This window comes from Phytohalomonas tamaricis (genome assembly GCF_003012345.1).
Lineage (GTDB): Bacteria > Pseudomonadota > Gammaproteobacteria > Pseudomonadales > Halomonadaceae > Phytohalomonas > Phytohalomonas tamaricis.
The window spans coordinates 22,458-41,164 of sequence record NZ_PVRV01000020.1 but is presented as its reverse complement, the minus strand read 5'-3'; the positions used below and the strand labels follow the sequence as shown (position 1 = coordinate 41,164).

At 58.8% G+C, this 18,707-nt stretch carries 15 protein-coding genes; 7 read left to right on the top strand and 8 right to left on the bottom strand.

All coding sequences use genetic code 11. From position 1 onward, the window contains the following. Positions 1-18 precede the first annotated feature (18 nt). Positions 19-666 carry a metallophosphoesterase gene (locus tag C3Z11_RS05735; protein WP_106477005.1) on the top strand — a complete coding sequence of 216 codons (648 nt, stop codon included), beginning with the start codon at positions 19-21 and terminating at the stop codon, positions 664-666. Positions 667-1,571: 905 nt separating this feature from the next. Here C3Z11_RS05735 and C3Z11_RS05730 read toward each other — a convergent pair. The 3 genes from C3Z11_RS05730 to C3Z11_RS05720 all read right to left on the bottom strand — a co-directional run bounded on the left by C3Z11_RS05730 (position 1,572) and on the right by C3Z11_RS05720 (position 2,863). Next, on the bottom strand, positions 1,572-1,760 hold the full coding sequence (locus C3Z11_RS05730; RefSeq protein WP_106477004.1) for an SEC-C metal-binding domain-containing protein: 189 nt from the start codon (positions 1,758-1,760) through the stop codon (positions 1,572-1,574). A gap of 120 nt (positions 1,761-1,880) precedes the next feature. Beyond that, entirely contained in the window at positions 1,881-2,168 is a 288-nt protein-coding gene (locus tag C3Z11_RS05725; RefSeq protein WP_158700932.1) for a hypothetical protein, read from the bottom strand. An 83-nt stretch (positions 2,169-2,251) separates the two neighbouring features. After that, positions 2,252-2,863, bottom strand: a complete 612-nt coding sequence (locus C3Z11_RS05720) for a rhomboid family intramembrane serine protease (protein WP_106477002.1) — start codon at positions 2,861-2,863, stop codon at positions 2,252-2,254. Between the two features lie 191 nt (positions 2,864-3,054). On the opposite strand from C3Z11_RS05720, the gene C3Z11_RS05715 reads away from it, so the two are divergent. From C3Z11_RS05715 to C3Z11_RS05695, 5 genes are all read left to right on the top strand, one after another. After that, the gene (locus C3Z11_RS05715; RefSeq protein WP_106477001.1) at positions 3,055-4,443 is read left to right on the top strand and encodes an ethanolamine ammonia-lyase subunit EutB; all 1,389 of its coding nucleotides are present in this window, start codon (positions 3,055-3,057) and stop codon (positions 4,441-4,443) included. Positions 4,444-4,467: 24 nt separating this feature from the next. Next, positions 4,468-5,283, top strand: a complete 816-nt coding sequence (gene eutC, locus C3Z11_RS05710) for an ethanolamine ammonia-lyase subunit EutC (protein WP_106477000.1) — start codon at positions 4,468-4,470, stop codon at positions 5,281-5,283. A 205-nt stretch (positions 5,284-5,488) separates the two neighbouring features. After that, on the top strand, positions 5,489-5,989 hold the full coding sequence (locus C3Z11_RS05705; RefSeq protein WP_106476999.1) for a MarR family winged helix-turn-helix transcriptional regulator: 501 nt from the start codon (positions 5,489-5,491) through the stop codon (positions 5,987-5,989). Between the two features lie 117 nt (positions 5,990-6,106). Further along, complete coding sequence (locus C3Z11_RS05700; RefSeq protein ID WP_106476998.1) at positions 6,107-7,351, top strand: efflux RND transporter periplasmic adaptor subunit; 1,245 nt, start codon at positions 6,107-6,109, stop codon at positions 7,349-7,351. Positions 7,352-7,356: 5 nt separating this feature from the next. Continuing rightward, positions 7,357-8,898, top strand: coding sequence for a DHA2 family efflux MFS transporter permease subunit (locus tag C3Z11_RS05695; protein WP_106476997.1), 1,542 nt, complete (start codon positions 7,357-7,359; stop codon positions 8,896-8,898). A 46-nt stretch (positions 8,899-8,944) separates the two neighbouring features. On the opposite strand, the gene C3Z11_RS05690 is transcribed toward C3Z11_RS05695, so the two are convergent. The 5 genes from C3Z11_RS05690 to cobJ are packed head-to-tail and all read right to left on the bottom strand — an operon-like array spanning position 8,945 to position 17,010. Beyond that, complete coding sequence (locus C3Z11_RS05690) at positions 8,945-10,450, bottom strand: cobyric acid synthase (protein WP_106477725.1); 1,506 nt, start codon at positions 10,448-10,450, stop codon at positions 8,945-8,947. A 7-nt stretch (positions 10,451-10,457) separates the two neighbouring features. Next, complete coding sequence (cobN, locus tag C3Z11_RS05685; protein ID WP_106476996.1) at positions 10,458-14,306, bottom strand: cobaltochelatase subunit CobN; 3,849 nt, start codon at positions 14,304-14,306, stop codon at positions 10,458-10,460. Between the two features lie 3 nt (positions 14,307-14,309). Then, complete coding sequence (cobW, locus tag C3Z11_RS05680; protein ID WP_106476995.1) at positions 14,310-15,389, bottom strand: cobalamin biosynthesis protein CobW; 1,080 nt, start codon at positions 15,387-15,389, stop codon at positions 14,310-14,312. After that, positions 15,389-16,219 (bottom strand): precorrin-4 C(11)-methyltransferase, encoded by an 831-nt coding sequence (gene cobM, locus C3Z11_RS05675; RefSeq protein ID WP_106476994.1) that lies wholly within the window; start codon positions 16,217-16,219, stop codon positions 15,389-15,391. Before cobM ends, cobW begins: the two co-directional genes overlap by 1 nt. Then, positions 16,216-17,010 (bottom strand): precorrin-3B C(17)-methyltransferase, encoded by a 795-nt coding sequence (gene cobJ / locus C3Z11_RS05670; RefSeq protein ID WP_106476993.1) that lies wholly within the window; start codon positions 17,008-17,010, stop codon positions 16,216-16,218. Before cobJ ends, cobM begins: the two co-directional genes overlap by 4 nt. A 438-nt stretch (positions 17,011-17,448) precedes the next feature. Between cobJ and C3Z11_RS05665 the strand changes: the two genes are divergently transcribed. Next, the gene (locus C3Z11_RS05665) at positions 17,449-18,687 is read left to right on the top strand and encodes an MFS transporter (protein ID WP_106476992.1); all 1,239 of its coding nucleotides are present in this window, start codon (positions 17,449-17,451) and stop codon (positions 18,685-18,687) included. Positions 18,688-18,707: the final 20 nt, after the last annotated feature.

Sequence of the window (18,707 nt, the reverse complement as noted above, 5' to 3'; positions counted from 1 at the left end):
GGCTAAAGAAACATGCTTATGAACGAGACGGTAGTCAAATACGAGGCTAATTCAAAAGGCCGGGATTTTGTCGTAGGCGATTTGCATGGTCATTATGACCTCCTGCAACAAGCGTTGGATAAGGTCGGTTTTGACATCCATGCCGATCGATTATTCAGTGTTGGTGATCTTATCGATCGTGGGCCGGAGTCCCTCAAGTGCCTGACGCTGGTTCAGGAATCTTGGTTTTATGCCGTCCGGGGTAACCATGAAGTAATGCTGGAGGATGCTCTTTTTAACAATGAGAATCCCCAGCTCTGGTTAAAAAATGGCGGTGACTGGATATTGAATGAAGACCGTCAGGAAGTTGAAGAATTGGCAAGAAAGGTATTGCCTCGAATGCCGTATGCAATAGAAGTTATGACTCCCCATGCGCAGGTAGGTATCGTCCATGCTGAGCCACCGCAAGATTGGGCGCTTTTGCACAGAGATAGCAAACTCGATATAAGCCCTTTGCTTTGGGCTCGGCAGCGGATAGCAAGTAAGGACCGATCACTTATAAAAAATATCGATCGAGTATACGTTGGGCATACGCCCATCGAGTCACCACGAACCCTTGGGAATGTGCGCTACATAGATACTGGTGCATTTAACAGCACGATTCTAACCATGGAGCGTTTTGCTTGAAGTAGATGTTGCTGCTTTAATTCTAAAGCGCAGTTAATCCAAGGTTTAAGCTTAGCAAGGCGGGGTGCAGCTTCATTGACGATAACTCATGGTTCAATAAACGGCGAGGCAGCAGCTTATCCATGAGTGAATAAGCTGCATTTTAATGTGCAAGGGAAATGCCTCGCCAAATCTCGCCGTTATAAGCTTTACTGTCTAATTAGTAGTTAGATTAACTGACAGTTTAATAATTAAATTATCACTTACAAACTTCATAGCTCGGGGATTGGCTGTGGTGATCGCTGCCGCCACCAGTAAGTACAGCTACACCTCCGCCAATTAAAAGAAATACTAATGCAGCAATGCCTATCTGAGTCATAATTATGCCTGCGTATGTTGGTTGCTAGTAACGATGTGTAATAGTTATCGCAGGTTTTATATATAAAGGTTGTGCTGTTTTAACTTCTAATATTGCAAATAAGATAAAGTAATTATATTACCAGTTATCTAAGCTTAGTTATATTAATAAAATAATATTTAAAAGATCATTATAATATTAATGATAGATTCTAAGTTATGCACTATGAATGGTATTAGATATCCCATTACCGTTATTAACGGTAAGGCTTAGAAATGAAGCTATTTTAAATCGAGGACGCACAGTACGCGTATAGGAGAAAAACAGTAATAAATAATAGTATTGGGTGATAAATGTTTGATCATATGAGTGATAATAACATGAGGGTTATAACAATGTGCTGATGGGGTAAAGGTCATAAACAGCTAGCAGGCTAGTTTAAAGCTCTCTAAACATATAGGCATGCTTATCTAATGAAAATGTAGGATTCCTTACTACGTGAACTGTTTTTGTGTAGTAAGGAATCGTGTTATTCAGATCTGTGAATAAACTTCAGGTGGGCCGATAGTTAACTGCCGTGACACTTTTTAAACTTCTTTCCACTGCCGCACGGGCAAGGATCGTTACGTCCAACATCTTTTAAATTGTTACGTACCGGTGTTTGTGGACCGTGATTACAGTGCGGGCCATGTACATGACCATGTTGTGAGTGATCGTGCTGGCAGTCTGGACCATGGACATGAGGTATTTTAGTCATGATAAAAGCTCAAATAAAAGTAAAGTGAGATTATCGTATCAGTGCTCAGAGAAGGAAACGTTAATGCTATTGTCCAAGGAGATCGCTGTAGCAACCTGCTTCCGGAAATAACTGACGCACCTAGCGCGGTCTCAATCCCCACCCTAGTCGAGTGAGGCAGCTATCGACACGATAATCGCCGGGTTCGGAATACAACTGAGTGCTGATACCATAATTGGAAAAGACAAGCCCAACGCCGTAGCTATCATCTATCATGGTATTATTGGTATTGGCATCGACTTCTGCTCGACAGTCGGCCTGATCACCTGCCAGATCCTGTTGAGAGGCGTTTAGCTTGGACCATTGCATGGTCGTACAGCCGGATGACAGTAAGGCAAGAAGTACTATCCAGACTATTCCCTGCGGCACGTATCATCCCTCCGTTAGATTTATAGTGAGTCAATGCTATACGCCATGCCAGATACAGCGTAGTTATATATTAGTAGTGGCTACTATAAACCCAATGATGGCTGTAGAAGATTACTCAAGAATATATTTATCACTCGCGGTTCCATGGCAGCGGTGAAGATGATCCCATAAACCGCTCCCCATAGATGGGCACTATGGTTGATATTGTCGCGGCTCCTGCCGGACGAATATACGGTATAGGCCATGTACAGCACGGCGTACAGGATAGCAGGCACGGGGAGGAAGAAAACGTAGATGGTTGACCAGGGGCGGAAGAGTATGAAAGAGAAAAGTACGGCTGATACGGCTCCCGACGCACCGAGGCTTCGGTAATTAGCATCGTTACGATGCTGTAGATAGCTGGGCAGGATAGCGACGATGATCCCGAGCAGATAAAACAGGGCATAGCCCATCGGCCCCAGGTAAGCCGTATAGAACCCTTCGATGGCTCGGCCGAAGAAGAACAGGGTGATCATGTTAAACAGCAGATGTTGACCATCGGCATGAATAAAGCCATGGGTCACGAAACGGTGAAGTTGAAACTGTCGTGTGATCGCTGGCGGCCAGAAAATCAGCGCCTGCATCCAGCGAATGTTCTTGAAGCAGACCACGGAAACCACGCAGGTTATCGCGATGATGATCAATGTGATGGTCATGGTAGTTCCTATGCGAAGAGGATGAACGTTAGGGGTATCAGTGTTTCATCCCATTGGCTTGTAAACGTAGCATCCTCACTCTGTGTGTCACGCTACTGTGCTGGAGTTCAAATACTGGCTGGTCTGACCATGTCGCGGTATGGTGAATAGTACAACAATGCCAACACAACGCCTGCGGCTGAGGGCACCCCATGAGCGAATACTGTACGACAATCGGTTCCCGGCTTTACCGTTTTTCTTCCCTGCGTGAATTAATGGCCTGCGCGACGCCGCAGCGCTCTGGCGATGAACTCGCCGGCATCGCGGCGCGTAGCGCGGAGGAGCGCGTCGCGGCGCAGATGGCGCTGGCCGATACGCCTCTCAAGACCTTTCTGAACGAGGCCGTCGTGCCCTACGAGGCCGACGAAGTGACGCGGCTGATCATTGATCGCCACGATACTCAAGCCTTTACGCCGGTTGCTCATCTGACGGTCGGCGAGTTTCGCAATTGGCTGCTTTCCGACAGGGCTGATAATGCCGCCCTCGAAGCATTGGCACCCGGTCTGACGCCGGAGATGGTGGCCGCCGTTTCGAAGATCATGCGTCTGCAGGATCTGGTTCTGGTCGGGCAGAAATGCCGAGTCGTGACCCGTTTTCGCAATACCATCGGTTTGTCCGGCCATCTTGCTACACGTTTGCAGCCCAATCATCCCACTGATAATCCCACTGGCATCGCAGCAAGCATTCTCGATGGGCTGCTCTATGGCAACGGTGACGCCGTGATCGGCATCAATCCCGCTACCGACAACACCGCTAGTGTCGTGACGCTACTTACGATGCTCGACGAGATCATCGACCGCTACGAGATTCCTACCCAGAGCTGCGTACTGACGCATGTCACCACCGCGATCGAGGCGATCAATCGCGGCGCGCCCACCGATCTGGTCTTTCAGTCGATTTCCGGTACTCAGGCCGCCAATCAGGGCTTCGGCATCGACCTTGCGCTGCTGCGCGAGGGGAATGACGCTGCCCAGTCGCTCAGACGTGGCACGGTAGGGCAGAATGTGATGTATTTCGAGACAGGGCAGGGCAGTGCGCTTTCGGCCGATGCTCACCACGGCGTCGATCAGCAGACCCTTGAAGCACGGGCCTACGGCGTGGCTCGCGAGTTCTCGCCACTGCTGGTCAATACGGTGGTCGGCTTCATCGGTCCTGAGTATCTTTTCAACGGCAAGCAGATCATTCGCGCAGGCCTCGAGGACCACTTCTGCGGCAAGCTGCTGGGCGTACCGATGGGCTGCGATATTTGTTACACCAACCACGCCGAGGCTGATCAGGACGATATGGATGTGTTACTCACGTTACTCGGTGCGGCGGGCTGCAACTACATCATGGGTATCCCGGGCTCAGATGACATTATGCTTAATTATCAGACCACCTCGTTTCACGATGCGCTTTACGCCCGCCAAGTGTTGAAGTTGCGTCCGGCGCCGGAGTTCGAGGCCTGGCTGGCGCGGATGGGCATCTGCGACGAGACCGGGCGCATCAGCGTCGACCATGAACTGCCGGCCTCGTTCCGGCATGCGCTGGCCCACGTTTGAAGCATCCATGCGAGGAGTATGATCATGGTCGATGAAGTCTTTCCCGTCGATGCCAGCGTCATCGACAATCCCTGGCGCAAGCTGCGCGCGTATACCGACGCACGGATCGGGCTCGGCCGCGCCGGCGGCAGTCTGCCCACCGCACCCCATCTCGCTTTTCAGCTCGCCCATGCTCAGGCGCGCGACGCCGTTCATCTGCCGCTCGATACTGAACGCATGGTCAAGCAACTCGCGATGCGTTTTAAACGTGTCGTGCGCCTGCACAGCGCTGCCGCCGAGCGTAGCGAGTATCTGCGCCGCCCCGATCTGGGGCGACGCCTTGATGACGTGTCGCTCAAGCAGCTCGAATCGTTTGCGCAGCAGGGCTGCGATGTCTCCATCGTTGTCGCCGACGGCTTGTCGGCGCGTGCCATTCATGAAAACGCCGCGCCGTTTCTCGATCATCTGCTGCCTATGATCGAGCGGGAAAACTGGTCGCTGGGGCCCTGCGCACTGGTTGAGCAAGCCCGCGTTGCGATCGGCGATCCGATCGGCGAGGCACTAGGCGCACGGCTTGGCATTGTACTGATCGGCGAGCGGCCGGGTTTGAGCTCACCGGACAGCCTCGGTGTTTACTTTACCTATGCGCCACGTATCGGGCATCGCGACAGCGAGCGCAACTGCATCTCTAATGTGCGCCCGGCCGGGCAGTCGTTTGAGAGCGCCGCGAGGCTACTGATCTATCTACTGCGTGAGGCGGATGTACGCGGCGTATCGGGTGTCCAACTGAAAGACGATACAGTCGCCACATCCGAACTGGGTGATGGCCGACAGGGGAATTTTCTGCTGCCCGATAACTGAGCAGACTCGATTACTACATCAAGGCTTCTTGACCATGTAGATCCTTGTTTCAAGCGGATTGGCGAAGCTCAGCATGTGGCAGCTTACGCCGTCGTATGCTGAATCTAGTTCTATCCTTCACTTTAAGTTTGAAACAAGCAAGAACTTGGATCACTATATACGCCTAATAGCTGCCTAGGCAGATTGTGACCCGGCAGGTAATACGATGCGAGTACATGAAGATGAGGGAAAAGGCCACCGTCAGCTCGGCTATTTGCTCGGGCGCACGGCGCTATTGAAAGATCGACTGCTCGATACCCACCTGGCCGAGCTAGGTATTACCGCTGCTCAGCTCAAGGTGCTGGCCAATATCGCCCTTGGACACATGCAGCGCCCCAGCGACCTGTGTCAGCTGTTCAATATCGACAGCGGGGCGATGACGCGCATGCTTGATCGGCTGGAAAAAAAGCAATTGATCCTCCGTCAGCGTGATGCCCAGGACCGCCGCATGATCAAAATCGACATGACCGCCAAGGGCAATGATGTGGTCTCGCGCGGCATTCTGCTCGCCGAACAAGCGTTGAATGAACTGACCCATGCGCTCAGCGCCGAGGAGTTTGGCCAGCTCACCGCTTGTCTGCAAAAGATCCTGATCTCTGCAGGCGTAGCGCCCTTTTTCGCGGACTTTACCCGCCCCCACGGAGTGCCGGGAGGGAAGACACCATGAAGCGGCCTATTCATTCTTGCTTGAACACTGCCTGCCACAGCACGCCGTAAACCGCTGATTACATAACGTTTGACAATAAGGTCGTGTCGACCGCATCACTATTGTTCGAGACTTATCATGACTACTTCACCGACCGCTTCCGCTGACCAGCAACAAACCTCTCAAAAGACACAGGAACAGGACGCGCAGGACGATAAGCGGCGTAAGGGCAAACGCAGACTGTGGCTAACGCTGTTGCTGCTCGTCGTCGTGCTCGCCGCGATTGCTGTCGGTGCTTGGTATTATCTTTATGGACGCTGGTCCGAAGCCACCGACGATGCCTATGTGGGCGGCAATCAGGTGCAGATCACTCCTGAAACCGGCGGGACGGTGACGAGTATCACCGCCGATGACGGCGACTATGTCGCAAAAGGCCAAGTGTTGGTGAGCTTGGATCGCAGCGATGCACAGATTGCGCTGGAGAGTGCCGAGGCCAATCTGGCCCAGACCGTCCGTCAGGTGCGCGGGCTCTACAGCAACGTCGATCAGTACAAGGCCGAGGTGGAAACACGCAAGGTCGATGTGCAGCGCGCCCAGGCCGATTACGACCGCCGTCGCAAGCTGGCAGATAAGGGGGCGATCTCGCAGGAAGAACTCATCCATGCGCGGGAGACGCTGCTGTCAGCCAAGAGCGCCTTGATCGGCGCCGAGCAGCAGCTCAATACCAGTCTGGCACTGACTGATAATACCGAAGTGGCTTCACATCCCCAAGTCATGGCCGCCGCGGCGCAGGTGCGCCAGGCCTACCTGGATCAGGTCAGGTCGACGATTGTTGCGCCGGTCTCAGGCTACGTTGCACAGCGCAGCGTTCAGGTCGGCCAGCGCGTAGCCTCGGGCACGACGCTGATGGCAGTAGTACCGCTCGATCAGGTCTGGGTCGATGCCAACTTCAAGGAGACGCAGCTGGGCAGCATGCGCATTGGTCAGCCGGTGACACTGGTCTCCGATCTCTATGGCGACGACGTGACCTATCACGGCACGATTGAAAACCTTGGCGTTGGTACGGGCAGCGCCTTCTCCGCGCTGCCGGCACAGAACGCCACCGGTAACTGGATCAAGATTGTTCAGCGTCTGCCGGTGCGGATACAGCTTGATCCGCAGGAGCTAGAGGCGTATCCGCTGCGTATTGGCCTGTCGATGACCGTTGATGTTGATCTTCATCACAAGGATGGCGTCCTGTTGCCGGACCGGTCGCGTGAGCAGCCGCGCTACGAAACCGACGTTTATGCCCAGCAACTGGCCGGCGCCAATGCCCTGATTGAAAAGCTGATCGAGGACAACGGCAGGCAGCTGGCTCAGTCCGCTTCCGGTGCCAAGGACTAAACACGATGGCGCAGCAGGCTACTTACAATCCGCCCAGTCGAGTGCTGTGTACCCTGGCGCTGGCGCTTGGTGTCTTCATGCAGGTGCTCGATACCACCATTGCCAACGTTTCGCTGCCGACTATTGCCGGTAACCTCGGCGTCAGCTCGAACCAGGGCACTTGGGTCATTACCTCGTTCACGGTTTGCAACGCCATCGGTCTGCCGATCACCGCCTGGCTGAGTCGCCGAGTCGGCGAGGTGAGGCTCTATCTGGGCGCGCTGCTGCTGTTCTCGCTGACCTCGTTTCTGTGCGGCATTTCGGATTCAATGGCAATGCTGGTTGGTTTCCGCACCCTGCAGGGGCTGTCGGCGGCACCGCTCTATCCAATGGGACAGACGCTTTTGCTGTCGATCTTTCCGGCGGCAAAGCGTGGCTCGGCACTGGCGCTGCTCGGCATGGTCGCGGTGGTCGGTCCGATCGTCGGTCCGATCCTCGGCGGTTGGCTGACCTACGACTATAGCTGGCCGTGGATATTCTTCATCAACGTGCCGATCGGCATCTTCGCTGCCGTGGTGATCTTTGCGCAGATGAAGAACCGGCCGCTACAGGTAGTGCGCGCACCGCTCGACTACGTCGGCCTGATCGCGCTGATACTCGGCGTCGGCGTACTTCAACTGATACTCGACAAGGGCAACGAGCTCGACTGGTTCAGCAACCGCTGGATCCTGGCCGGTGCCGTCTTTTCGGTTATCGCAATCGCCTTCCTGATCATCTGGGAACTGACCGAGAAGCATCCGATCATCAACCTGACGCTGTTTCGCAACCGCAACTTTGCCTTTGGTACCCTGGCGCTGGTGATGGGGTATTCAGGCTTCTTTGGCATCAACCTGATCCTGCCGCAGTGGCTGCAGAGTCAGCTCGGCTACACCTCGACCTGGGCCGGGCTGGCGGCGGCGCCGCTCGGCGTGCTGCCGCTGCTGTTGTCACCGATCATTGGCCGTTTCGCTCCTCAGCTCGACATGCGCAAGCTGGCGGCGATGGCGTTCATGTTCATGAGCGCGAGCTGCTACATGCGTATGCACTTCAACCTTGAGGTTGATTTCAAGACGGTGGCGCTGGTGCAGCTGTTCATGGGGGCGGGCATCGCGCTGTTTTTCATGCCGACCACGACGATCCTGCTTTCGGATCTCTCCGGGGAGCAGATTGCCGACGCCTCGGCGCTGTCGACCTTCCTGCGTACCCTGGGCGGCAGCTTCGCCTCATCATTAACCACCTGGCTGTGGGATAGGCGCGCAATCTTCCATCACGCCCAGCTCACCGAGCATGTCACCTCGACCAACTACGCGGCGCAGAACTATCTCAACGCGCTGAGCGGCGACGAGACGAGCCGATTGATGCAGCTCAACGAGGTGATCACCCAGCAGGGCTTCATGATGTCGACCGTCGACTACTTCTACCTGATGATGTGGGTATTCGCGGCGATGATTGCCATCGTCTTTCTCACCAAGCGTGCTCGCCCTGTCGAAGTGAAAGGCAGCAGTGGCGCGGGAGCCGGCGCGCATTAAAAGTGGCGCCGGCGCCGGTGCGCATTGATCAGGCAGGCCGGGGATATTAGTTAACGTGCCCTTGGCCGGTCAGCGCCCGCAGCAACTGCATTGATTCGCCCAATGCTTGAGCAGTGGCGTCTGCCAGCCGCTCGATCTCTTCTTCGCGCTTCCTGCCATAATCAAACGCCTGCGGCTCAGTCACACCGGCCCACTTGAGCAGCGCTTCAAGCGTCTGTGGCTGGTCGAACACGCCGTGGATGTAGGTGCCGAGGATCTGTTCATCTTCCGATAGCGCTCCATCGTAGCGGCCATCATCGAGTGCGAATACGCCGCGCTTGAGCGCCGCACCTACGCTCTCACCAACGTGGATCTCGTAGCCGCTGACCGGTGTTGTCGAATCGCCCAGCCGGCATTGTCCCGCGACATGCCTGAGCTGCTTGTCGCGTTTGAGCTCGGTGGTCAACGGCAGCAGCCCTAGCCCTGCACTTTCGCCCGCTGGGCCTTCGACACCGGCAGGGTCGCGGATTGCTTCGCCGAGCATCTGATAGCCGCCGCAGATACCTATTATCTTGCCGCCATAACGCAGATGACGCTGAATTGCCGGCGCCCAGCCATGCGCCAGCAGCCAGGCGAGGTCGTCACGCACATTCTTGCTGCCCGGAAGCACGATCAGGTCGGCCTTGAGGGCCTCGTCAGGTGCCTTGGCATAGCGCAGGCTGACGTTGGGATGCAGGCGCAGTGCGTCGAAGTCGGTATGGTTACTGATGCGTGGCAGCAGCGGCACGACGACGTTGAGTCGGCTGTCGCTGGGTGTGGAGCGTTCGCTGCGCGACAGGCCGTCCTCGGCCTCGAGGTGAAAGTCGTGCAGGTAGGGCACCACCGCCAGCACCGGCTTGCCGGTGCGCGCCTCGAGCCAGTCGATGCCGGGCTGCAACAGGCTGATATCGCCACGAAAGCGATTGATCACGAAGCCGACGATGCGCGCCTGCTCGCTCGCTGAAAGCACGTCGAGGGTGCCGACCAAATGGGCGAATACGCCGCCGCGATCAATATCGGCGATCAGGATCACCGGGCAATCAACCGTCTCTGCGAAGCCCATGTTAGCTAAGTCGTGTTCACGCAGGTTGACCTCGGCGGCGCTGCCGGCACCCTCGACCAGCACTAGGTCGTAGTTACGCGCCAGACGATCGTGGGCGGCGACTACCTGCTCGAGCAGCTGCGGCTTGAAGTGGTGATAATCGCGGGCATTCATGTTGCCGATCGCGCGGCCGTTGACGATCACCTGCGCTCCCTTGTCGGAATTGGGCTTGAGCAGAATCGGATTGAAGTCGGTGGTTGCCTCGACGCCGGCGGCCAGTGCCTGCACTGCCTGGGCGCGGCCGATCTCGCCACCGTCGACCGTCACTGCACTATTGAGTGCCATGTTCTGCGGCTTGAACGGCGCGACGCGCAGCCCTTGGTGGGCGAATATGCGGCACAGCGCGGTAACGAAGGCGCTCTTGCCAGCATCAGAGGTAGTGCCCTGAATCATCAACGTGGTGCGGACCCTGAAGGTATCTCTCGTTGTCATCTCATGCTTATCCTTCATCTTGCGAGGCCATCTCCTGCGTCTCGTCCAGCTCAAGCAACAGCGACTCGATGCGCTCGCGGTAGTCGCCGGGTTCCTGCCACAGGCCGCGCTGCATCGCCTCCAGCAGCCGCTCGCTCATCTCGCGCAGTGCGCTGGGGTTGTGTTCGAGCATGAAGTGCTGATTGGCGGTGTCCAGCGCCAGCGCTTCGCTGACATTGGCGTACTGGTAGTCGTCGACCAGGCCGGTGGTGGCATCGTAGGCGAACAGATAATCGACGCTGGCGGCCATTTCGAACGCGCCCTTGTAGCCGTGGCGTTGCATCGCTGCGATCCATTTCGGGTTGGTAACGCGTGAACGCACGACGCGGTTGAGTTCTTCTTTTAGGGTGCGCACCCGCGGCGCGGCGGGATTACTGTGATCGACGTGATAGACGCTCGGCATTTCGCCGTTGATCACGCGCACCGCATTGGTCATGCCGCCCTGAAATTGGTAGTAGTCGTCGGAATCGAGGATGTCGTGCTCGCGGTTGTCCTGATTCTGCATCACCGCTTCGAGCTGGCCGAGCTGGTGACTGAACGCGTCGAAAGCCTGCTCGCCGAAGCTGTCCTGGCCGTAGGCCCAGCCGCCCCAGTTGACAAACGCTTCAGCGAGGTCCTGTTCGTTATCCCAGTTGCGTTCGTCGATCAGCCCTTGCAGCCCTGCACCGTAGGCGCCGGGCTTCGAGCCGAACACGCGAAAGCCGGCCTGGCGGCGCGCCTGCTCGACGGGCACGCCGCCCGCTTCGAGCGCTGCCTGTCGTGCGCTGATCTTGGTTTTGATCGTGTTGCCGTCGCCAGGTTCGTCGAGTTCGGCGAGCTTTTGCACGGCGGCGTCAAATAGCCGGATCAGATTTGGAAAGGCGTCGCGGAAGAAGCCCGACACACGCAGGGTGACATCGACCCGCGGCCGGCCGAGGAAGAAGCCGGGAATCACCTCGAAGTCGACCACGCGCTGTGAGCCCGGTGCCCATACCGGTTTGATCCCCATCAGCGCAAAAGCCTGGGCGATGTCGTCGCCGCCGGTGCGCATCGTTGCCGTGCCCCACACCGAAAGCCCTATAGTGCGCGGATAGTCGCCGTGCTCCTGCAGGTGGCGCATCACCACCTGCTCGGCCGATATCTGTCCCAGTGCCCAGGCCGCCTTGGAAGGGATGGCGCGGCTGTCGACGGCGTAGAAGTTGCGTCCGGTGGGCAGCGTGTCGAGCCGGCCGCGCGTCGGCGCGCCACTCGGACCGGGAGGCACGAAACGACCCGATAGAGCGGCGAGGGCGTTGCCCAGTTCATCGTGAGCACTCTGGTGCAGCGCTGGCAGCAGCGTGTTGTGGATAACGCTCAGCAGCGTGCGCGTGCGGGTAAAGCTAGCCGGTAGCGCTTCAAGCGGTTCGCACTCGAGTATGAAGCGCTGGATCAGCGCACGTGCGAAGAGTTCGAGTCGCTCGCGGGTATGCTGCTCGGTGCGCCAGGCCTGTTCACTGAGCGCTTCCAGTTCTGCCGGTCGCGGGCCATCCCAGAGCGCTGCACCGGGCTGGAGTGGATCGAAGCCGCCTTCTTCACCGCATATGTCAACGCCAAAATCGGCGCCCAGCGCATGCAGGATGCCGGCGTCGCGTTCGCCTTCGCCGCGTGGCAGACGCAACAGCGCCACCAGCGTGTCAACAAGCTGAGCGTCATCCGGCAGCTGGCCGAGGCGGTGCAAGCCATCGCGGATCTGCGCCTCTTTGATATCGCACAAGTAGGTATCGAGGCGGTTGAGCAGCGCATCGTCGTTATCGGCGTCTGTGTTCGCCGGCGGCATCCCTAGTTCGTCGAGAACGTGGCTGGTACGCAGTTGATTGATGATCTGCTCTTTCAAATAGCGCTCACGGCGCGCATCGAGGCCGAGCGCCTGATAGTACTCGTCGATGAGCTGCTCGAGCTCGGCGAGTTCGCCGTAAACCTCGGCACGGGTCATCGGCGGCATCAGGTGGTCGATGATCACCGCCTGGGCGCGACGCTTAGCCTGGGCACCTTCGCCAGGGTCATTGACGATGAAAGGATAGAGGTGCGGCATCGGGCCGAGTGCGATATCGGGCCAGCACTGCGCCGACAGCGCGGTGCCCTTGCCGGGCAGCCATTCGAGATTGCCATGCTTGCCGACGTGGACGATGGCGTCGACGGCGTAGACGTGGCGCAGCCAGAAATAGAACGCCAGGTAGCTGTGCGGCGGTACCAGATCGGGGTCGTGGTAGTTGGCGGCCAGATCGACATTGAAGCCGCGTGCCGGCTGGATGCCGACAAATGTCTCACCAAGGCGCATGCCGGCCAGCATCAGACGACCGTCACGGTATTTTGGGTCACGCTCGGGTTCGCCCCAGCGCGTGAGCACCGCCTGCTGGCTGGGCGCGGGCAGGGTGCGAAAATAATGCCAGTAGCTGTCGAGGTCGAGGCTCTGCCAGCACGGCAGTTGTTCAAGGGTATCGAGGTTGTTGGTGATCGACTGCTGCAACTGAGTAATCAGCTCGCTCGGTGCAGTGGGAATGCCCTCGACCGGGTAACCATGCTCACGCATCGCTGTCAGCAAGTTGAGCGTCGAGGCTGGCGTGTCGAGGCCGACGCCGTTGCCGATGCGGCCGTCGTTGGTCGGGTAGTTGGCCAAAATCAACGCGACGCGTTTCTCGGCGTTGGGCCTGGTCGCGAGCATCGCCCAGCGCCGCGCCAGTTCGGCAACGAAGCCGGCGCGTTCACGGTGGAGCGCGAAGCGTACCACGTCGAGCTGGCAGCGCTGGCTGTAGTAGTCGCTGTGCTTGAAGCCGACCGCGCGGGTGATGATACGCCCGTCAAGCTCCGGCAGGGCGATGTGCATGGCGATGTCGCGGGCACGCAGGCCGCCGCTCTGCGCCTGCCAGTCCGCCTCGCTGTTGCTAGCCAGGATCAGCTGCAGGATCGGCAGCGGCTTGGAGAAGGGATGCTGATAGTCGCTCGGCGTCGAGGAGAGCGAGGCGTTGACGGTGGAGGAGAGCGCGAAGCCGGTGGTATTGAGCATCACCGCGGCATTGGCCTGTACGCTGAGCGCCTCGACCGTTTCCAGACAGACGTCTTCCTTGAGCGAGGCCACCGCCAGCGGCAGTACATTCAATCCGTGTTCGCCGAGCACTTCGATCAGCTCGTCGAACAGTTGGGTGTTGGCGTCCTGCAGGTGGCTGCGATAGAACAGCAGCAGCGCCACGGGCCGTTCGGGGTGCCACTGCCGCTGCCAGTCGGCGAGGCTGGCATCATGGACGTGGGGATGATAGATCAGCGCGCGGGGCAGGGCGCGCGGCTCGAGCCATTCGATCGTCTCGTGGTCCGCGGTGAAGCACTGTGCCTGCAGAAAGGCGAACAGTTGGCGGGCGTTGCGGGCGCCGCCTTCGCGCAGGTAACGCCATACCCGCCACGCTGTGTCGTGTGGCACGCTGCTGGCATTCAGCAGAGCGTCGTCCTCGCTGTCGTCTCCGGGCACCACGATCAACGTACGTCCGCTACTACGGGCCCACTCCCTGAGCTGCTCGAGACCATATTCCCAGTAGGCCGCACCGCCGAGCAGTGACAGCACCACCACGCGGGCATGATCGAGTACCTTATCGCGATAGAGATCGAAGGCAGCCGGCTTCTTGAGGTTGAGCCAATTGGCCAGGCGCAGCGAGGGATAGTCCGCAGGCAGCACCTCGGCCGTGTCTGCGAGCAGGCCGAGCACGCTGTCCGCCGCGGCCAGGATCACCAGCTCCGCCGGCGACTGACGCAGGTCGATGATTCCTTCGTCGTCGCTGAATCCACCCGGTTGTGCAGCGAACAGATGCATGGCTCAGGCGTCCTGCGTTTCGCTGCGCGCCAGCGCGGTGTGGAGCAGGCTTTCGTCAAGGTGTTGGCCGATCACTACCAGCCGGGTGCGGCGCACATCATTGTCCTGCCACAGGCGATCGAAGTGGCTGGTGATACGATCGCCGACGGCGTGGACGACTTGGCGCATCGGCTTGCCGGTATCGACGAAGCCCTTGACGCGATAGATGACATGCTCGGCGATCAGCTCTTTAAGCGTCGCGGTCAGCGCATCGGAATCGACGCTGCCGAATTCAAGCACGCAGGAGTCGAAATCGTCATGAGCGTGGTGGTGATCATGGCCATGATCATGGTGATGATCGTGATGGGTGTGGATCGCTTCGATGCGCTCCTCGCTGGCAGCGTTGAGCCCCATCAGCACGGCAGCATCGACTCTTCCGTCCTCGACGAGCAGCGTCTTGACGCTGGGCGGCAGCCGGTCGCGCACGCGTTGCTCGACCGAGGCCTTGACCACGTCGTCGAGCAGGTCAGCCTTGGTGATCACGACCAGATCGGCAGCGGCAAGCTGATCGTCGAGCAGTTCCTGCAACGTTGGGTTGTGGTCGAGACTGCCGTCGGCGAGGCGCTGGCTTTCAACCTGGTCATGATCGTGAGCAACGCGGCCGGCGGCCAGCGCCGGGCCGTCGACCACGGTGATCACCGCGTCGACGGTGCAGAATTGCTTGATGTCGGGCCAGTTGAAGGCCTGCACCAGCGGCTTGGGCAGCGCCAGGCCCGAGGTCTCGATGACGATATGATCGATCTCGTCGCGGCGCGCGACCAGCTTCTGCATCACCGGCAGGAACTCCTCTTCGACGGTGCAGCAGATGCAGCCGTTGGCGAGTTCGTAGATGCCGCTGTCGTCACCGCGTGGCGCGTTCTCCTCGCAGCCCTCGAAGGCGCAGCTACGCAGCAGTTCTGAGTCGACATCCATCTCGCCGAACTCGTTGACGATCACGGCGATGCGCTTGCCGCCTGCCTGCTTGAGCAGGTTGGTCAAAAGTGTGGTCTTGCCGCTACCGAGAAAGCCGGTGACTACGGTGGCGGGAATCTTGTCGAGTTGCATCAGGCATCTCCCTGGCGGGTGGTAGACGATGGTGTTGCCGGTGCGGCGCGCTTGACCTTGCGCGGCGCGTCGGTCTTGAACTTGGGCCGATAGACATGGGCCTGCTCGGCGTCATAGAGATAGGAGTCGCGGAAATCGGCGCTGCCGAGAACGTGGCCGACCAGAATCAGTGCGGTGCGGGTGATCTTGGCGGCGCGCACCTGAGCGACAATGTCGGACAGCGTGCCGGTAATGTGCTGCTCGTCGGGCCAACCGACGCGGTAGCACACCGCCACCGGGCAGTCAGCGCCATAGAACGGTACAAGATCGTCGACGATCTTATGCAAGCGGGTGACGCCGAGATGGATCGCCAGCGTTGCGCCGTGCTGGGCGAGCGAAACCAGATTCTCGCGTTCGGGCATCGGCGTCTTGCCGGCGTAGCGGGTCATGATTACCGTCTGCGAAATGCCCGATAGGGTTAGCTCACGGCCTAAAGCGGCGGCGCTGGCGCTGGTCGAGGTCACGCCGGGCACAACCTGATAGTCGATGCCGAGCGCTTCGAGGCGGCGGATCTGCTCGCCGATCGCGCCATAGATAGAGGGATCACCGGAATGGACCCGGGCGACGTCCTGGCCGTTGGCGTGGGCACGCTCGATATGCGCAATGATCTCATCAAGGTTCAGCGAGGCGGTGTCGAGCACTTCGGCATCATCACGCGCCTCGGCGAGTATCTCCTCGGGCACCAGCGAACCGGCGTAGAGGATCAGCGGGCAGCGTTGGATCAGCTTCAATCCCTTGAGCGTTAGCAGTTCCGGGTCGCCAGGACCGGCACCGATGAAATAAACCGTCATGTGTCGTCTCCCAGCGTCAGTTTGCGGGCGTAGCCGCGCGGCGTGTAGACCCAGTCGCGCTTGCCATCGTTGAAGGCGCGGGTCGCGCTGCTGCCGACCTGGACCAGAGTCAGCATGTCGACATCCTCGACGCGTAGTTCACCCAGCGTGGTCAGGCGAACGGTCTCGTCGTCACGGCCCAGGTTGCGACCGAGAATGACCGGCGTTTGCGCCGGGCGGCGTTCGAGCAGGATTTCGCGGGCGCGGGCCAGTTGCCAGTCGCGCTTTTTCGACACCGGGTTGTAGAAGGAGACGACGAAGTCACCCAGTGCGGCGGCGCGAATGCGCGTCTCGATCGTCTCCCACGGGGTGAGCAAATCGGAAAGCGAGATGGCGCAGAAGTCGTGGCCCAGCGCTGCGCCCATGCGCGCTGCGGCGAGCTGCATGGCGCTGATGCCGGGCATTACTTCGATCTCGACCTCATCCCAGCCGTGGCCTTCTTCATCGCCATGCTGCTTGCGTTCGAGCAGCTCGAACACCAGTGTCGCCATCGCGAAGATACCGATATCGCCGCTTGAAATGAGCGCCGTGGTATTGCCCTTGGCGGCTAGTTCGAGCGCCAAACGGGCGCGCTCGATTTCCTCGCCGAGTGGGCGGTCGTGGCGGGTTTTGCCGTCGAGGCGCGTGCCGAGTAGGTCAAGATAGAGCCCGTAGGCGACCAGATCACTGCTCGCCGCGATGGCGTGCTCGACCTCGGGGGTAATCATGGTTTCAGTGCCGGGGCCGGTGCCGACAACATAAAGTTTTTTCATCTAAATCCATTTTTCATTGGGACCGTAGCCATTGCTCGATTCATGGCTATACGTCCACCTCGGACGTGACATGTCGAGTGCCATTAAAATCTGGACGGTACGGTTGATGCGTAAAGCGTCTCACGTGTCTGGGTGAGAAACAGCGCACCGGTCGTATTGACGAAACTGCGAAGATGGCGCAATCCTATCCATGTTCACAACCTTTCAAACAGGCCAATCAATGTATTAGAAAGCTTAAACGCAGACGATAATTCCCTTAACCATCGCCTGTTGTAGGGTCTTTCTTTCGCTATGTGCTGCCTTGTGCTTGCTCGCTGCTGAGTATGAGCGGGATTAGCATCCGTGGCGCTCTATTTGAGGTTATACGTGCATCATTCTTCTCGTAATTCCTCCGCTTCTGCACACGGCAAGGCTGGGTCCGTCACCGAGTCGACGCAGATGGCTGCCCACGAAGTCGAGGAAGAGGCCGAGATACTCGAGGCCGCTTACATCGAAAAGGGCAGCGCTGGCTATCTCGCTACCATGTTGGCGCTCTTTTCATCTGGGTTTGCTACCTTCGCGTTGCTCTACTGCGTGCAGCCGATGATGCCTATCCTGTCGGATGCCTTCGCTATCGACGCCGCCAGCAGCAGTCTGGTGCTGTCGATTTCGACGGCGATGCTGGCGGTTGGCATGTTGATCACCGGGCCGATCTCCGACGCGGTCGGGCGAAAGTCGGTCATGTCGCTGGCCTTGCTTGGCGCTTCGGGGTTTACCCTGCTGGGTGCCATCATGCCGACGTGGGAAGGTGTACTGATCACCCGCGCGCTGGTCGGGTTGTCGCTGGCCGGACTCTGCGCGGTGGCGATGACCTACCTCAACGAGGAGATCCACCCACGCTCCATTGGCGTGTCGATGGGCCTCTACATCGGCGGCAACGCAATCGGCGGCATGAGCGGGCGTCTGATCAGCGGCGTTATGGTCGACTTCGTCTCCTGGCGCGTGACGCTCGGAACACTGGGGCTGATCGGGCTGATTGCCGCCCTGATCTTCATCCGCATCCTGCCGCCGTCGCGTCACTTCCAGCCGCGCTCGCTCAAGCCGCGCAGCCTGGCAGCCGGCTTTGTCGGCCATTTCAAGGATCGCGGCCTGCCGTGGCTGTTTTTCGAGTCGTTTCTGTTGATGGGCAGCTTCGTCACCTTGTTCAACTACATCGGTTACCGTCTGCTCGGCGCGCCGTATCATTACAGCCAGGCGGTGATAGGGCTGCTGTCGATCGTCTATCTGTCCGGCATCTACAGCTCGGCCTGGGCCGGCGGGCTGGCCGACCGGTTGGGCCGCAACCGCGTGTTCTGGGCCTTCATCGCGCTGATGCTGGGCGGGCTCGGCCTGACCCTGTTCGAACCGGTAGTATTGATCCTGATCGGCATGTTGCTGTTCACCTTCGGCTTCTTCGCCGCCCACTCGACGGCGAGCAGTTGGATCGGCAAACGTGCCACCCAAGCCAAGGCGCAGGCGTCGTCGCTCTACCTGTTCAGCTACTACGTTGGCTCGAGCCTCGCCGGCACGCTGGGCGGCGTATTCTGGCACTACGGCGGCTGGAATGGCGTAGGCGCGTTCATTGCCGTGCTGCTCGCCATCGCACTTGCCGTCGGTCTGCACCTCAGGCGACTGCCGGTCAAGCAGGCCGCGGCCTGAGCCGCCAGTCACAGCTCTCG

Coding starts and splice junctions, on each gene's coding strand:
- eutC (WP_106477000.1), top strand. CDS start 4,468: ATGGTCGATGAAGTCTTTCCCGTCGATGCCAGCGTCATCGACAATCCC.
- C3Z11_RS05720 (WP_106477002.1), bottom strand. CDS start 2,863: ATGACCATCACATTGATCATCATCGCGATAACCTGCGTGGTTTCCGTG.
- cobM (WP_106476994.1), bottom strand. CDS start 16,219: ATGACGGTTTATTTCATCGGTGCCGGTCCTGGCGACCCGGAACTGCTA.
- C3Z11_RS05690 (WP_106477725.1), bottom strand. CDS start 10,450: ATGACAACGAGAGATACCTTCAGGGTCCGCACCACGTTGATGATTCAG.
- cobW (WP_106476995.1), bottom strand. CDS start 15,389: ATGCAACTCGACAAGATTCCCGCCACCGTAGTCACCGGCTTTCTCGGT.
- C3Z11_RS05715 (WP_106477001.1), top strand. CDS start 3,055: ATGAGCGAATACTGTACGACAATCGGTTCCCGGCTTTACCGTTTTTCT.
- cobN (WP_106476996.1), bottom strand. CDS start 14,306: ATGCATCTGTTCGCTGCACAACCGGGTGGATTCAGCGACGACGAAGGA.
- C3Z11_RS05705 (WP_106476999.1), top strand. CDS start 5,489: ATGCGAGTACATGAAGATGAGGGAAAAGGCCACCGTCAGCTCGGCTAT.
- C3Z11_RS05730 (WP_106477004.1), bottom strand. CDS start 1,760: ATGACTAAAATACCTCATGTCCATGGTCCAGACTGCCAGCACGATCAC.
- cobJ (WP_106476993.1), bottom strand. CDS start 17,010: ATGAAAAAACTTTATGTTGTCGGCACCGGCCCCGGCACTGAAACCATG.
- C3Z11_RS05700 (WP_106476998.1), top strand. CDS start 6,107: ATGACTACTTCACCGACCGCTTCCGCTGACCAGCAACAAACCTCTCAA.
- C3Z11_RS05735 (WP_106477005.1), top strand. CDS start 19: ATGAACGAGACGGTAGTCAAATACGAGGCTAATTCAAAAGGCCGGGAT.
- C3Z11_RS05665 (WP_106476992.1), top strand. CDS start 17,449: ATGGCTGCCCACGAAGTCGAGGAAGAGGCCGAGATACTCGAGGCCGCT.
- C3Z11_RS05695 (WP_106476997.1), top strand. CDS start 7,357: ATGGCGCAGCAGGCTACTTACAATCCGCCCAGTCGAGTGCTGTGTACC.